Origin of the sequence: Pseudacidobacterium ailaaui (genome assembly GCF_000688455.1) — a bacterium.
Classification (GTDB): Bacteria; Acidobacteriota; Terriglobia; order Terriglobales; family Acidobacteriaceae; genus Pseudacidobacterium; species Pseudacidobacterium ailaaui.
In genome coordinates this window covers 1820868-1837344 of sequence record NZ_JIAL01000001.1, presented here as the reverse complement: position 1 = coordinate 1837344, position 16477 = coordinate 1820868, and the positions used below count along the sequence as shown (strand labels likewise).

Genomic DNA, 16477 nt, shown 5'->3' with positions numbered 1-16477 from the left:
ATGAAAGTTGCATTCTTGGGCCACACTGGACTCATTGGCGCAGCAGTCTATCACCGGATCGTTCATGAGCATCCTGTCCTTACCTGCGGCCGGGGGAATGCTCACGACCGCCATGTGGATCTCTCCGATCCAGACAGTATTGCAGCGCTTGATTTGGACGGAAGCAGCACGTTAGTGCACTGCTCCGGGATCGTGGATGAAGACTTCCTGGATGCTGGCCGCGCGTTTCGTCAGGCGACCCAGGGAATGGCCGCCCTTGTGAAAAAAGCCAAATCCGCCGGCGTTAAGCGCTTTGCTTATGTCTCTTCAGCGCATATTTACGGGCCATTTTATGGAACCATTAACGAGACCACTCCACCCAACCCGCTCCATGATTATGCGATTGCACATTTTGCATCTGAACAGATACTGCGCCGCGCTGCGTCGTCTGATTTCTGTGTGCTGGTGCTTCGGCCTTGTGCTGTCTTCGGCATTCCTCCAGACACGTCGCGCTTCAGGCGTTGGGCGCTCATCCCCTTTGGTTTTCCCCGGGAAGCAGTGGTGAAAGGGACCATCACGCTGGCCTCGCGCGGTCTGCAAAGACGCAATTTTGTAGGCGCCCAGGACATTGCCTCGGTCGTCCACGGGTGGTTGCATCAACATGAAGACCCTCTTCCGTTTTCTGCCGTCAACCCCATAGGAAAAGACTCCATGAGCGTACTGGCGTTTGCGGAACTGTGCGCCCAGGTGGCCGAAAGAGTCACGGGCAGGCCATGCCGCGTGATTCGGCCGGATGGTCCTGATCCGGACCCGGATTCCTTTGAATACACCAGCATCTATCCTCAGGATTTTGCCAAAGCAGACCTCGCCAAAACCCTGGAGCAATGGATCCGCATACTCCATGCGGCCACCATATCTCAGGCCCAGAAGGAAAGAACATGACCAAGTTAACGATTGGACTTCCTGTGTATAATGGCGCAAATCTGCTCGCGCGCTCCATTGAGAACCTGCTGCAGCAGACCTTTACGGATTTCGTGCTCGTCCTGAATGACAATGCTTCGACCGACGGCACGGCCGAAATCTGTGCTGCATACGCCAGACGCGACCAACGTGTGCAGTATTACCGCAACGCCGAGACGGTCAGCTGGAACGAGAACTTTCGCATTACCCTTGAGCGCGCACAAACCCCTTACTTCATGTGGGCCACGCACGATGATATCTGGCTTCCCCGCTTTGCCGAGGAGAACATTGCCCTGCTTGACGCCAACCCCAAGGCCGTCTGCAGCGTCTCAAAGATCATCTATTTCTCTCCTTCTGGAGAAAGAAAGCTCGCGGCGGACACGGGCCCGCTGACCGGAACGCCGGCGGAGAGAATCAAGCGGCTGTTCATGCTAATGGACAGCTGCGGCCGTCTCTACGGGGTCTATCGCACCGAGGCTTTGCGGGCAAGCGTTCCCGCGGGCCTGCACATCTATGCAGCAGACTGGCTTTTTGTGGCCCTCACCCTCCTTTATGGGGACCATCTTGAGGTGGAGGAGGTCTTGCTCGAAAGAGAAGCGCAGGCCTTCGGGCACTATATCCACCGCTTCGGCCGCACGGACGGTTTCACCCCTACATGGTTGGACTGGGCGCTGCCCATGCGGCGTTTTAACAACGAACTACGCGCACGCCTTCCTCAAGATGTCTGGCGTGCTGTCCTCCCCGGACTGATCTATCTCAACCTTCGCCAGTGCGGTCTGATGCTGGAGAACCGTGTTCCGGCAGTAAAAAACGCCACTCGGCCGCTCCGCAACCTGGCAGCAAACCTATTTCATCGTCGCTGGCGCGCCAGCCATGCTGACTAAGCATCTTTGATATGGAGGTATTCTTGAAATCCTGGTTAAAGTCTCTCGCGCGACGGATCTTGTATCAACCACGCGGCATGACAATCGGAAAAACCTCCGGGATTCGGAGGCCGCGTTGGATCATCGGTCCATCACAAATTTATATAGGTGAAAAGACGAGAATTGGCAGATTTGCTGTCCTGTCTGCTTTAAAGGATTATGCAGGAGTTCCCCTCAATGGAAGAATTATCATCGGTGATGATATTTATATCGGTCGATGGGTGCAAATCCATGCTATGGACTGTATTGAGATTGGTGATGGTGCGGTTCCCAGTGAACACGTACATTTGACCGACTGTGAGCATGGCTTTGATCCATTCGGACCACCCATTATGGAGCAGAAGCTCACATCCAAAGGTCCTGTGAAAATTGGGAGAAGATGTTTTGTGGGCTTTGGCTGCACCATTTTGCCTGGAGTGACCTTAGGGGATCACTGTATTGTGGGCGCTCGTTCCGTTGTGACGAAAAGCTTTCCTCCATTCTCCATGGTAGTTGGGAGCCCTGCGAAACTTGTGAAGACTTTCGACTTCGCCACCAAGAAATGGATCGCCACCCGATGACAAGACACATTGACGCCAGTGCTACAAATTTGCCTTGCCCTTGCTACGGACTTCACGCTCCCACTTGCGGGTTGCTGGATTATATCGCTTTACGAGCCGGGCTGGCTGACCTGCAACTACATAGTTAGCATAGGATGGATAATTCGCGAGCGAGGCCCCAGAGAGTGGAAAAAAAGGCCTATAACGGATGATTGTCCAGATGCGGTGAAAAATGGAAGATAGACGGTAGATACGTTCGCTAAGCGTAGCATTGGTTTCACAAACGGGGGATTTCGATTCTTCCTCTTTTTTCATGATTGGCTTTACTACCCTAGCTGAGTATCTGCTTTGATACAATCTCGCAGCGCAGTCTCCAAAAGGCGAGTTTTTAACAGTTACCAACACAGGAACCCACTACAGAATGCTATCAGGCACACGACGGTTCATAAAGAATGCTCTTTCGAATGTTGTCAGCGGTGGTGCCTCCGCGGTTATCGCATTGGTGCTGCCCTACTTTTTTGTGCGGATCTTCAATCCACTGGAATTTTCCCTCTGGGTTTTAGTGCTTCAGTTGGCGGCGTATGTGAACTTTTTGAACTTCGGTGTACAGATAGCGGTGGGGCGCTTTGTAACGCACGCACTGGCCCGAGATTGCCAGAAGGAAGCAGAGGAAGTGCTTGCCAGTGGCTTGCAGATTCTTATAGCACTGGCGCTTTTGGCTTTAATTGTGATTGCTGCAACAGCCTATGGAATGCCTTTCATATTCAAAACGATCAATCATGGCATGGTCGGAACCGCAAGAACCATGCTGACCTGCGTGGGCGGTGCCTTGGCTCTTGGTCTGCCATTCTCTGCATTTCTCGGTGTATTCGTAGGCTTGCAACGTAATGATATCCCTGCCGGGATCACTTTGGTGTCCAAGGGATTTCTGGCCCTTGTTTTAATCCTCGTAGCCCAAAAAACACACAGTCTGACCAGCGTTGCTGGCGCTTATTTCCTGGCTAGCATGGCTGGATATGTCTTGCATTACATCGTTTTTCGATGGTTTTGCCGCGGATGGCATCTACATCTGTCTGGTGCTCATACAGCAATGCGTCGGGAATTGGTCTCCTACTGTCTGAGTTCATCGGCATGGTCGCTAGGAATGCTACTGATCCGAGGACTCGATACCACCATTGTGGGAATTTATGACTTCCGAAATGTTGCTGGATACGGCGTAAGCGCGAATGTGGTGTCTCTTTTTACGGGATTCTTTCATTCAGTAACTTCACCTCTGCTCCAGGTATTTACAAAATACAATGCAAAAGGAGATGGACAGGGCCTGGCTACAGCGCTAAAGTGTACGTCCTATCTTGTGACCATACTCCTGTTCGTTTCCGCATGTTGGGCAGTCCTCCCAGTGCATCCAGCGTTCCGCGCATGGGTAGGCCCCCAGGTGGCCATGGCTGGCATTCCTATTTTTGTAGTTTTGATCTTTGCAAATGCCGTTCGCTATTCAGCAGATCCTTACTCAATCTATTTGTTGGCAGCAGGGATGCAGCGGAAAGTCTACTTAAGCCCCTTTGTCGAAGGCGTCACAAATCTTATTGCAAGCATCGTACTCGCAAAGTTCATCGGCGCCATCGGAGTCGCCTGGGGAACGGCCATCGGCGCAGTCACAGGCATCCTGACCAATTTTGTCTATAACTTCAGCCGCACGCTTCCAAAAGAGCTGCCGATTCGCGAGTTTGCCATGGAAAATATCGTATTCCCATGCCTGATGTGCCTGCCGATGCTGATTGTTTTGGCTGTAATGTGGCGCTTCAAAATTGCGCTCCAGTTTGCCGCACCCTGTATGATAATTGCAACTCTTCCGTCTGCCATTGCTGGCTGGCGAAAATATAAAGAACTCGAACGGTTAAAAGGCCAACCCTCCGGCATGATGCCGTAATGTTGAAGCCTGGAGTTGCCTTATCTACATTGTGAAACACAAGCGAACGACAAGGGCATCCTGAACAGCTGGTGTCAAATCCATGAAGCTTTTAGTCACCGAATTCTCGCTTTTTCTGATTTTCTTCGGCCTGCATACCACAATTGCGCTGGCCCCCGGTGGAAAGCTGCTGGTGCCATTCGTACTTTGTATTGTGGGCGCCGTAGGGATATTGATTGCCAATGCTCACAGCATTTCCTTTACCACAATCACGACCTATGGATGGTTAGGTGTGGTTCTCCTGGTGATGGCCATCATTACCTCCTTTGCCGACCATGATCTGCCCCAGCACATCCTCTCATCGGGTCTTTTTCTGTATTCCATGGTGATTGCCTTCGCCACCTTTGTTGGGGTCAGCAGGATGGGACTGAAACGGACCTCCCGCTTCTTTCTGTTGATGGCGTGCATCTTGATTTTGGGGGCGACGTTGGAGGTCCACGCAGGCCTGAAGCCTGTGAGCGATGCTTTTAGACAGGCCGTCAATGGTTGGCAGAGTGAGAACCTCTACAATTATGCGACACGCGATATCACGGAGTATGGAGGGATAAGACCATGCTTCCTGGCCACTGAGCCTTCGATCCTGGGCATCTCTACCGGCTACGGCATTCTTTTCTGGTTTCTTTCGGGTCGTAAATATCGAGCCTGGCGATTCGGTGCAGCCATGCTGCTGGCTGCCGCAGGATTTGTTGTGGTCCGCTCGCCGACCATCCTTGTCTGCTTGTTTGTGGCCTTTCTCTTCTTTGTTCTGGAGCTGCCCATCCAGGAGCTTGTCCCAAAAGCACGGATGATCGGGCTGAGTATCAGTGCGCTCCTTGCCATCCTGATTGTTCCCGGCATTATAGCCGCCACCACCACATATGGTAAGACATCCAGCTTCTTCCAGAGAGAGCTGGCGCCGCCTCTGATTGCCGCCCAGGCCCTTCGGCACCAACCATTGTTCGGAACTGGTTTCGGAGGCTCTGGGATGCTGATTCAATACGGCCTGGATGTGGCCAGCGGTTCGGTAGAGGCTGAACGTGACATGATCAACATTGCGCTCTCAGAACGTTCAGTCGCAAAGAAGCTGATCGCTTCCCAGTTCTGGGAAATATGGATTGACCTTGGACTGCTGGGCAGCATCCTGGTTCTGTACTTTATCTGGAAGCTTCTGGGGCAGCTTTCTGTTCCCAACCGCTTCTTTGTTCTGTCTGCATGTGCCCTGGTGCTGACGATGAGCGGCGGTGTGGTAAACCCGGGGGGATGGGTAGGGATTTTTACGGCTGCAGCTTTGTATAAGCAATACAAGCAGGTACGACGCGCCGCAAAACTCCCGGAAGCCCACGAGATTGTCCATGCAAGGATCAACGCTGCGGACACCTCAGCGGCCTGATGCATGAAGCACTGCACAGAAAAGAATTGACATACGAGACCAGCTTGCAGCGGACCTTCTGCCTTTACACCTTTCAGTAGACCTTCTGCCTTTACACCTATGTTGAATGGAGGTCTCTTGCATGGGGACACCCGCAGGAACAATGAACACCGTCTCCAAAGCTTCCGTGCACATGGATGCCCTCAGAGGCCTTGCTGCACTATTCGTGTTTCTGAGCCATACCCGCTCGATTTTTCTAAAGGCTGGCTTGCGCAATGTCCTGGTAGGGAAAACAGAAACCTTCCAGTCGGCTCCTGCTTCTGTTCCAGAACCCATGATGATTACACATTGGCGTGTCAGCCAGTTATGGTTTGGCTATGTAACAACAGGCCATCTGGCCGTGATTGTATTTTTTGTCTTGAGCGGTTATCTGGTGGGAGGCAGCGTATTGCGGTCCATGAGAAAGAACAGCTTTCTCTGGCGCCCATATTTAAAACAACGGCTTACGATATTATGGGTCGTTCTGCTTCCTGCACTTCTGCTTGGAGGGGCGCTGGACGGAATCGGAATGCACGTTTGGCACGGGGCCCACAATCTTTACAGCGGTCTGAGCGGGACTGACATTGCTCCGGGGCTTGCCGCGCGGACAACGATTCCGGTGTTCCTTGGGAATGTCTTTTTTTTGCATGAAATTTGACATTTCCTTTCGGTACCAACATTCCTTTATGGAGCCTTTCCTATGAATTCTGGTATTACATTGCCTTTCCACTGCTTGTCACGATCTGTATGGCGTCAAACTCCCCGCGGGTGCGCGTAAAGACTGGCCTAGTCCTGCTGCTTCTGCTGGTATTTTTCGGATGGAGAATTTCCGGATATTTTTCCATATGGTTGTTGGGAGTGGCAGTTGCCTTGCTGCCCTTGTCGATACCTTCGCGTTGGAGAAGGGCCGCAATGACTATCTCCGGAACATTAGTCTTGCTGACAATGTTTCTTGAAATAAAATTCAAACCTGTACTGCTGCTCAGTGATGTTGTTCTAGGATTCATATTCTCAATTTTTTTGTGGACGGTGCTGCACGCGCAGGAGCCATGCGACTCTGGCCTGTACCGCTCCTCCGCACATGGCCTTTCATCCATGTCTTACACCTTGTATCTGGTCCATTATCCGTTGCTTGTTTTTATTTCGGCCCTGCTTATGCCGGTTTGGCAGCCGTGGGCAATCACTCTGGTCTCTTTAATCAAGGTCTCTGCGATCTGCATAATTGTCCTTTCTATCTCCTGGGTCATGTATTATTGCTTTGAGCGCAACACGGGCAAGGTGCGCGCATGGCTTTCATTCCAACAACTTTCTGATCAACCGCCCGTCTTGCACCGCAACGCAAAGCGTTGACCCGTGTCAGCAAGAGAATGGAGGGAATGAACCACAGTGAATGCCCTTTCCTTATTTCTTAAAAGGCAATCCGTGCAGGCTTCGCTGGCAAGAGCGGCATTGGTGCTCGTCATGGCCTGTTTTGCCTTCCGAGATGGCATGGCGTCATCCGCTTCCGGGACCGGAGGTAAAGAGCCTCAGTTTCAATGTGACTCTTCCGGGCGCTCCGGTGCGATCGGGATCAACGTGAATAACATCGGGTTTCCATCGTTAAATTCTGACCAGGTCATTTCCGCCCTAAGCCAAAGCGGCGCAGGATGGGTCAGGGTCAGTATCTTTTGGGGATGGACAGAACGCCAGAGAGGTGTATTTAACTGGCAGGAGATAGACCAGGGTTTGAGCAAACTCCAGGCTGCTCATATGTCCGTTCTGATTACGATTACAGGACCGGTGCCATGTTGGGCCTTTGGAACGAACACCAACTGCACATCTCCAAGAAACACGATACCGCCGGTAAAGGAGTGGACCGCATTTGTTACAGCTGTTGTACAAAGATACAGTCATCAAGTGCACTATTGGGAAATCTGGAACGAACCCGACTTGATTCAGTCTATTGATCTGCCTGATGCAACGCAGCGCCTTGTCCAGTACAGAGACGACATACTTATACCGGGGGCGGAGGCGGTCCATAGCGCTGATCCGAATGCGAAGGTGGTTGCACCTGCTTTTGCCGCAATCCCTTCTGGGCACACGGGTATGGGACCAGACCTGATCCATGCATTCACGATGGTGATGAAAGGTGCGGGGGCGCACTTGGTCGATATTGTGTCTTTCCACTCCTACTATCCTGAAGATATTAACCAGAAAGCAATTTTCGTGCACAATGCAATGCTTGGAATGGAAATGAACAGCAAGCCTATCTGGATTACAGAGGCAGGACTTCACACGGTCCAGCTAGGAATTGCAATGAGCAACCTGAAGAGTCTGGACAATTTGAACTTTGCTGAATCAAAGCAAGCCCAGTTTCTAACAGACCAGTTGAATACCGTGATTACGCACGGCAATGCACAAAAAGTATTCTGGTTTGCATTAACGGACAGCACCAATGGGTCCGGCACGCATACGAACCATTATGGACTGATTGATAACAGCGACTTTAAAACTTTTTCATGGAAACCCCGACCTGCGTTTCTGTCGCTTCAAGGACTTGTTCATAGCGCCTGCATGAAGTAGGGATAGTAGGCGGAATATGATATCCATTTATTGACGAAATATAAATGTATTGTGAAAGAGATTCTGATTAATGCTGTTACAATTAGGCCAAGTTGTCATCAATCTAGCCCCCCACGGAATCTGAAGAGTGAATACTGTCTCTGAAAAAGAACTGTCATTACAGGACTTTGTAAATATACTGCGGCGCAGACGCAACGTCTTTCTCGCCACATTCGCAGCGGTAGTGGCTCTGGCTTTGCTGGCCTGTATTTTCATGACAAGAAGATATGAGGCGAAAGGCGTAATTCAGCTTCAGAAGCCTTCCTCGGAAAACCTTGACTTGGGCGATTTGATGGGTTCTGCTCTGGGCGGAGGCGGAGATTCTCTTACGCAAAATATTGAGTTGCAAACGCAGGCGAGTATTTTGCAGTCAGACACGCTGGCATTGCAGGTAATTCAAGAATTAAATCTCGAACAAAATGCAGATTTTAAGTCCAAATTCAGCATCATTCGTGCGGCATTGCGCTTAATTAGTCCGAGCGGCCCGGGAGATCCGGCAGGCGCTTCTCTGGAAAACTCGCCACGACGGAGGGCACATGCACTCAAAGTATTTCAGGATCATCTCAAGGTCAAAGTAACGTCAGGAACTCGCCTAATTGAAGTAAGCTACACAAATCCAGACCCAAAAGTCGCGTCTGCAGTGGTGAACCACCTGGTGCAGGCATTGATTGACTTCACATTCCAGACAAAATACAAGGCCACCAGCCAAATCTCAGATTGGCTTACTGGGCAATTAGGTGATTTGAGAAAGCAGAGTGAAGACCTGGCCTCTCGGGTCGTTGCGATGCAAAAAGAGACGGGGCTATTCGGAGTGGGTGCATCAGACTTGCAGGGCAAGCCGATCATCTATAGCCCGGTCCTAGACCGGTTACAAACGTCTACGGCACAGCTTTCTCAGGCGCAGCTGAATGAGGTGGTCAAGGAATCGGTATACAAAATAGTCAAGACCGGAGATCCGGAATTAATATCCGAGTTGTCCGGTACCTCGTTGGCTGGCTCAAGCAGTATGGGAGTAACTACCTCGCTCGATCTCATTCATCAGTTGCGCGCCCAGGAAGCGACGATTGAAGCACAGCTTGCGCAGGATTCATCTGTTTATGGTCCTCAATATCCTAAGCTCATTGAGGAAAAGGCATCTCTGGCTAAGGTCCGTCAGTCTCTGCATGATGAAATCGCCCGCATCAGCGAACGCGCTAAAAATGATGCTGAAGTGGCGCGTTCTACACTGGAAGGAGCACAGCGGGCCTATAACGCTGATCGCGCTGCTGCTGAGAAATTAAATGACAAGGCAATTGAATATGCCATCCTTGAAAGGGAAGCCAATCAGAGCGAAGAGCTGTATCAGGATCTTTTAAAGCGCCTGAAGGAAGCTGGCATCCTAGAAGGATTGCATTCTTCAAATGTGACCATCGTAGATAAGGCCAGTCCCCCATCAGATCCGAGTTCTCCGAAAGTGCTCTTGATACTTCCCGCGGGTGTTGTGGGTGGGTTTATTTTAGGCATTTTTGCGGCGTTCTTTTCCGAAGCTTCCGATAATAAAATACAAGGCATCGAAGAAATTGAAGCAATGGGCCTGCGCTTACTTGGAATTCTTCCGCACTCTTCAGCTTCAGAGCATGGGGAGGCGCTGTTTAAGCAGGATTCAAGATTTTCGGCCTATCATGAAGCTGTTCGCAGTCTGCGCTCCTCAATTCTGATATCGCGAAGCGGTAGGCCACCCCAGGTCATCCTTATTACCAGCCCAAGTCCGGGTGAAGGCAAGTCGACAACTGCATTAGGCCTTTCTATCGTGATGGCGCAATATGGAAGGAAGGTGTTGCTGGTCGAGGCCGATATGCGCCGACCGGTTTATCGGACTCGCCTCAAACTGGATCCTGCTGCTGGTGGGTTGAGTTTGTTGCTTGCGGATGCGCAGGCTGAATTTAAGCCGGTTTTGCTAAATCCGGAACTTCTGGGTTTGCATGTACTGGCTGCTGGTCCGACGCCACCGTATCCATCTGAACTCATCGGATCTGATCAGATGCGTCGTCTTGTTGAGAGCTGGCGCTCCATGTACGATTTCATTTTGATTGATTGCCCACCAGTACTGCCAGTTACGGATGCACAGATCCTTGAAGAGCTTGTTGATGCCACCATTCTCCTGGCTAGGGTGGGAGCCACTTCGCGAATTGCGCTGGAGCGCGGTTACAAGACATTATTGCAACATGCGAAAGACCAGACTAACCCGAATCTAGGAGTTGTGCTCAATTTCGTTTCTTCCAGATCGGCAGCATATTACGGATATTACGGGTACTATGGCGGCGGAAAATACGATTACCGCCAGGAGGGTAATGATGCGAATCGTTAGCCTTTGGCTGGTAATGCTCTTGTGTGTGGCATGTGGTTATGCTCAGGATGAAAGCATCAAAATCGGCCCGGCCGATCTGATCCATATTAAAGTGCTCGAAGCTCCTGAACTTGAACAGAGCGTTAGAGTCACTGACTCCGGCAACGTATCATTAATGGTGGGTGGTGAGGTTAAGGTTGCCGGATTGACCCCTGCAGAAGCAGCTCTTGCAATCAGGGATCAGCTTATAAAAAAGGGCTATTTCCTAAATCCCCATGTGACGGTGCTGATTGATCAGCCCGCTACTCAAAATGTAACCATCATGGGCCAAGTTCATTCTCCAGGGAGTTATCCAATCGGTACACCGCGGTCTGTGGTTGAAGTACTGGCCATGGCTGGAGGAATTACCGATCTTGCGGACAGAAATATCACGATAGAACGCCGATCTACCAAAGAGAAAATAAAATATTTCTATTCAAATCAATCATCGAAAGCGCTTGATACCAGCGTTTATGTTTATCCGGGCGACATTGTAAACGTACCCAAAGCAGAAATCGTCTATGTTCTAGGCGATGTTGGGCGTCCTGGAGGATTCCCTATGACGACAAATGACTCCAAATTGAGTGTATTGCAAGCAGTGTCACTCGCGGGAGGCACGCAACCAAGCGCTGTCCCATCGAGCACAAAGCTTATAAGAAAAGGTCCAAATGGAGAGTATGTGGTGATAAAGTTACCCTTAAGTGCTATGCAGAAGGGCCGCCATTCGGATTTTCAGTTGCAAGCTGATGATATTATTTATGTGCCGTTCAGTTATACACGGAATATTGCTGTTAACATCAATTCTCTTCTGGCGGCCGCCGCTTCTGCTTCAGTTTATCGATTTTGAGTCATACTTTTAGTCGGCTTGAGTATATGGGCCTCCTTCGATCGGTTGTTTGAATATTCCCCCTATCATGCGTTATGTACTTAATTATCTATAGCAATAATTTATTTTGCATGTCGTTTTAGCTTAATCTGAACGGAAAAACACATCGCATTCTGCTTCTCTGCTATGTTGACTGCCTGAAGTCATGAAATCAAAGCAATGAGCATAACTCTTCGTCTAGATCTAGGAGGAGCCATTGAAAATCGCTGTTTTTGGATTAGGTTATGTTGGAATAACTTCTGCTGCCTGCCTCGCTCACCAGGGGCATCAGGTATTGGGGGTGGATACGAATGAGGAAAAAGTCAAAATTGTTAATTCTGGGCGGTCCCCAATTACAGAGCCAGGGTTGCCGGAATTGGTAGAGAAAGCAGTTTCTCGTGGCCTCCTTTGCGCCACCACAGATGCCAGGGATCAATTGAATAGTTGTGCCATGGCGATTGTATGCGTAGGCACTCCGAGCGCCCCGGATGGATCCCATGATATGAAGTTCATCATTGAGGTAACGCGTCAAATCGCTACGTGTATTGGGAAGACGCGGGACGAGGTTTTGACGGTAGTCTATCGCTCAACCGTTCGACCTGGGACAATGGAAGAACTCATTCAGCCGATCTTCGAACAGTTCTTTGGAAACAATCTCGACAATGTAGAGCTTGTTTATAACCCCGAATTCCTCCGTGAGTCAATTGCAATCAGTGATTTTTTTAACCCTCCGAAAATTGTTATCGGCACAAAAGATGCCAAGCCATGCAGAAACCTCGAACTTATAAATTCTGGACTACAGGCGCCAGTTTTCTATACCAATTATCGTGAAGCTGAGATAACCAAATTTGTTGATAATAGTTTTCATGCTCTTAAGATCGCCTTTGCAAATGAAATCGGGCGCGTATGTGTAAAACTTGGCATTAATACAGAACTCGTTCATAAAATATTCATTTCAGATACAAAGCTTAACATTTCCTCTAATTATCTGCGTCCCGGAGGACCATTCGGCGGTTCTTGTTTACCAAAGGATGTTCGCGCACTACAGCATCTGTCAGGCGATATAGGAGCACACACGCACCTCATTGATTCCATTTTGCGGTCGAATGAGGCCCACAAACACTTTGCCTTCGAGCTATGCTCACGCCACCTTCGCCCTGGCTCAAAAATACTAATGCTGGGTCTTTCCTTCAAGCTGGACAGTGACGATCTTCGGGAAAGTCCCAATGTGGATCTGGCCCGAAAGCTACTCCAGGCCGGCTACAATCTTTCTATTCATGACCCCTGCGTTGAGCCGGAAAAGTTAATAGGTCAGAATCTTGGTTACGCTTTTTCGCATTTGCCGGTATTGCAGAAGGTGCTCATCTCCCGTGAACAGGCAGAATCTGAGCAATTCGATCTTGTCATTGATACCCGGAGTATAGCCCACAATTATTGCTTGAAAACGGATCGCATTCTCGATATCAATGTCCTACGGCAAACGAAGCTACTTTGCCAATATGCTGAAGTAGAGGGTTGAGACTGGTAATGAAGAAAACAGAGGATCTCCCCAAAATCATGGAGGTCAAGCAGGCCCCACGTCGGTTGAGGATTGCCTTAATATACAGTCGAATGCCCTTTCCGATGATGCGTGGTGACCAGCTTACCGTAGCTCATCTTATAAGCTTTTTGGCAAGTCGTGGTCATAACGTCGACCTATTTACACTTGATACAGATGGCTTCCTCACGGAGATGCAACGGGACTGGTTAACAACCTCATGCCATGCCGTAAATATTTATCCACAAGGTAGGCTTCAAAAGCTTTTTGGCATTCTTCTAGGTCTGTTCAAAGGGCTTCCCCTACAAGTCAGCATTTTTTACAACAAGGCACTTCATAGAGATGTTCGTCTTGGGATTCTTGCGGGTGCTTATGATATTGTCTATATCTACTATCTGAGGTCCGCTGAGGTAATTGATAATAACCTTAGTGCTGACTGCCTTAGCAAAAAGATTGGTCATCCAGTCGTCAGCTTTCTCGCCATGCAGCTTTCCCAAACCCTAAATACCAAACGAATTTATAGAAAACAGAAGAGCCTACTCGGAAAGCTTATTTATGGTATAGAACTGAACTTGATGCGCAGATATGAGACACAGATCTGGAAGCGCTTCACTCGTTCAGTACTTATCGGACCTCGAGATGTAAGAGCGATCATGGCAGAATGCCGTCGTCAAGGCATAGCGGAGATCGCGAATTGGATATATGGTGCTCACGGCACGGACATATGCCGTTTTTACCCCGCCACACCTGATGATATTGTTCCGGGTAGAGTTGTCTTCTCCGGATCGATGTTCTATACCCCAAATGTACAGGCAATCCTTTGGTTTATTGAGAAGTGCTGGCCAACAATTCTCAGCCGTTTTCCTTCTGCTGAGTTGATCATTCAAGGCCGAGATCCAGTTTCTGCAATACGTCGGTTAAATGGTAAGGACAGTATTGCTGTAACGGGTACTGTAAGCGATGTGGGGGCCATGATCCGGTCCGCGACTGTTTGTATTAATCCCATGCTTGCAGCTGGCGGTATGCAAAATAAACTTATTGAATATTTTGCTTGTGGAAAGGCTGTCGTGGCGACTCCAGTAGCCAATGAGGGGATCGGTGCTCGACCTGGAGAGCACTTCTTTGAAGCACGCCATCCCCGGGAATTTGCTGAAGCTGTACTTTATCTACTCAATGACTCAAAACGCCGCGACGAACTTGGTCGAAAGAGTCGTGATTTTGTATTAACTCATTGGACATGGGAAGCTCATTTTCTTGATCTCGAGAAGAATTTTTACAAAGCACTCGATGAGGAGACACTTCGCTTTCGCAATTCTGCCCAAAGACCTTATCTTCAAGCACTGTAAAAAGAACGCAGGATAAGATAAGACCTGGTATTGTCTAAGAACTCGTTGAAATTCGTCTGATTAGTGCGTCTTTGCTGGTGATATTTGTTTCCTTCCGTCTGAAATCTATTTGCAGTGGGGTTCTGGCCCGTGTTGATAGGGGTGTTTTGGGACTTTGGGAATCATGCCCGAGGCTCTGGGCCAGGCCTCAGGCACACTGCGGCCTGAGGCTTGCTGAAGGTTGGGCCATCAGCTTTGGCAACCGGAGCAGGTTGTGCGCCGCGCAACTGAAGACAAACAGCCAGTCCACCTTCTCGATCCATCGCAATTTGACCTTAACCCGCCCCCCCACTTTCGCACGTTGGTAAATACGAAATTAGCTGAAGTTGGTTGTGGAGGGAAGGAGGAAAACGCCGGAGGCGTTTTCCTCCTTCCCTCCAGGTTGACGACCGTTAGATCCGCTGACAGCCTATGACGTCATACAGGTGTTGACGGGCTACTACATACCTTTTTGTACCTTCTAAACCCTATCGATGGCAATACAAAGCTTCTGCGAAAATTCTGGGAGGATCAATACTGTTGCGCTGGAAATAACGGCGTTCCCGATGGCAAAGCATTGCAATGTTCACTCCAGCAATGTCAGACTGATGCAACCTGCCTGTTAACAGCGCGATTGTTCCATCCTATCTACGCATTTTTTATCAGACCAATAGTATTTAGCATTAGTTATTGCTGCACGCTTGCTGAATCACGGTTCGTAATAATGTAAATGTTGGCCTCGGTGTCCAGCTATATGTTATATAATCCTGATTATTAATTAATCCATAGTCATCCACATGTTGCCCATTTATATTTGGGCTGTCCGTAAGTGCAAACCAAAACACTTTTTCTATGTTGGCAGTTTTTTTTTCGGCGTCAATTTCATTGTTCATAAATTCCGCCTGATCTGCCTGAACAGTTTGACCCGACTGGATATTCAGCGTTCCATCGCCTTCTTCCGTAATCCATAAAGGTTTTGCTGAGGTTCCCGTTGCGTTCAAAACATTCTGGATTGTCAAAACTTTGGCCACAGAACTCTCTGGATAGTAGGAGTGCAGCGAAATCACATCCACCAGGCTCCCAACGGAATTCGCAAATAACAACGACAATGCTGACTCCAGTTCAGGCCCCTTTGCGGTATTAGCTGATGGAATTGCGGCAAGAGCAGGAGCAACAACTTTGGCACTGGAATCAATTTGATGGATTGCCTGGGCCGCAGGAACGAGAATGTTGTCCCGGTACTGAAGTAAGCGAGATGTTGGGTCTAACACATTCAGGCCCTCGAAAAGATCTGGTTCGTTCCAGATTTCCCAATAATGAACTTGATTGTGATATCGCAATACAGCTTGTCTAACAAAATTGGCCCACTCCTCTGTTGGTGGAACCACATAAGCTGGGGCGATACAGCCAGGGGTGGCAGTTAAAGCCCAACAGGGGGTTGGTCCAGCAAGGGTTAAAAGGACGTTAATATGCGAATTCGCAAGAATGGCCAAGCCAGTGTCCACGTCCCGCCAATCAAAGTTGCCTGGCTGGCGTTCAATCCAGGCCCAAAACAAAGAAATCCGAATCCACCCAACATGCGACTGCTGTAGTGCATCCACAAGATTTGGACTTTGCAATGCAGAAAAACTTAAGTTATTGATGTTAATCCCAAGGGAATCTGCATTACTGTATTGATTACATTCAAACCAGCTCGATGCCGCTGAAGAAGATGTCGATTTGGAAACATAAGTTTGCGTCGAAACAGTTCCACAACCAACGATGATGAAAATGACCGGCCAAGTTATAAGAGTTTTCATGCTCGTGGCCTCTCAGCACTCTCAAATGAGGAGTGGAGTTCCTGAGAGACCTATCGGCGTTTCCGTTTCGGAGGACAGATGTTCTGAAATAAGTCACTGATCTCGGGTAGTACTGAAGGCATCTTCCACGGTAAGACGAGTCATACGTTTCTTAACTTTTAGCTAAAGGGTCCAATGGTCCAGTAGTCT

13 protein-coding genes and 1 pseudogene are annotated in these 16477 nt (G+C 49.3%); 12 read left to right on the top strand and 2 right to left on the bottom strand.

The window, feature by feature from the left end; all coding sequences use genetic code 11:
- The 12 genes from N655_RS0108090 (at position 1) to N655_RS17995 (ending at position 14471) form a co-directional block, all read left to right on the top strand.
- Complete coding sequence (locus tag N655_RS0108090) at positions 1-921, top strand: NAD-dependent epimerase/dehydratase family protein (protein ID WP_026442572.1); 921 nt, start codon at positions 1-3, stop codon at positions 919-921.
- Complete coding sequence (locus tag N655_RS19815) at positions 918-1823, top strand: glycosyltransferase family 2 protein (RefSeq protein WP_049961338.1); 906 nt, start codon at positions 918-920, stop codon at positions 1821-1823. The genes N655_RS0108090 and N655_RS19815 overlap by 4 nt, the downstream gene beginning before the upstream one ends.
- Positions 1824-1846: 23 nt before the next feature.
- Entirely contained in the window at positions 1847-2422 is a 576-nt protein-coding gene (locus N655_RS19810; RefSeq protein WP_162173523.1) for an acyltransferase, read from the top strand.
- A gap of 400 nt (positions 2423-2822) precedes the next feature.
- On the top strand, positions 2823-4331 hold the full coding sequence (locus tag N655_RS0108075; protein WP_026442571.1) for an MATE family efflux transporter: 1509 nt from the start codon (positions 2823-2825) through the stop codon (positions 4329-4331).
- Between the two features lie 82 nt (positions 4332-4413).
- Positions 4414-5739: a hypothetical protein gene (locus tag N655_RS0108070; protein WP_026442570.1), complete on the top strand. Its 1326-nt coding sequence runs from the start codon at positions 4414-4416 to the stop codon at positions 5737-5739.
- 142 nt (positions 5740-5881) lie between these two features.
- The gene (locus tag N655_RS21015; protein WP_026442569.1) at positions 5882-6415 is read left to right on the top strand and encodes an acyltransferase family protein; all 534 of its coding nucleotides are present in this window, start codon (positions 5882-5884) and stop codon (positions 6413-6415) included.
- Positions 6412-7107, top strand: a complete 696-nt coding sequence (locus N655_RS21010; protein ID WP_026442568.1) for an acyltransferase family protein — start codon at positions 6412-6414, stop codon at positions 7105-7107. Before N655_RS21015 ends, N655_RS21010 begins: the two co-directional genes overlap by 4 nt.
- A gap of 72 nt (positions 7108-7179) precedes the next feature.
- A complete protein-coding gene (locus N655_RS0108055) occupies positions 7180-8319 on the top strand; it encodes a glycosyl hydrolase (protein ID WP_162173522.1) in 1140 nt (379 codons plus the stop codon).
- Positions 8320-8446: 127 nt separating this feature from the next.
- The gene (locus tag N655_RS0108050) at positions 8447-10705 is read left to right on the top strand and encodes a GumC family protein (protein ID WP_026442566.1); all 2259 of its coding nucleotides are present in this window, start codon (positions 8447-8449) and stop codon (positions 10703-10705) included.
- Positions 10689-11570, top strand: a complete 882-nt coding sequence (locus tag N655_RS0108045) for a polysaccharide biosynthesis/export family protein (RefSeq protein ID WP_026442565.1) — start codon at positions 10689-10691, stop codon at positions 11568-11570. The genes N655_RS0108050 and N655_RS0108045 overlap by 17 nt, the downstream gene beginning before the upstream one ends.
- A 235-nt stretch (positions 11571-11805) precedes the next feature.
- Positions 11806-13107, top strand: coding sequence for a nucleotide sugar dehydrogenase (locus tag N655_RS18000; protein WP_044934226.1), 1302 nt, complete (start codon positions 11806-11808; stop codon positions 13105-13107).
- An 8-nt stretch (positions 13108-13115) separates the two neighbouring features.
- On the top strand, positions 13116-14471 hold the full coding sequence (locus tag N655_RS17995; protein ID WP_044934223.1) for a glycosyltransferase: 1356 nt from the start codon (positions 13116-13118) through the stop codon (positions 14469-14471).
- 187 nt (positions 14472-14658) lie between these two features.
- Here the strand turns inward: N655_RS17995 and N655_RS20755 are convergent.
- Positions 14659-14787: pseudogene (locus N655_RS20755) on the bottom strand (IS5-like element ISCARN71 family transposase); the annotation flags it as partial.
- 385 nt (positions 14788-15172) lie between these two features.
- Positions 15173-16288: a glycosyl hydrolase gene (locus N655_RS20265; RefSeq protein WP_081823635.1), complete on the bottom strand. Its 1116-nt coding sequence runs from the start codon at positions 16286-16288 to the stop codon at positions 15173-15175.
- Positions 16289-16477 lie beyond the last annotated feature (189 nt).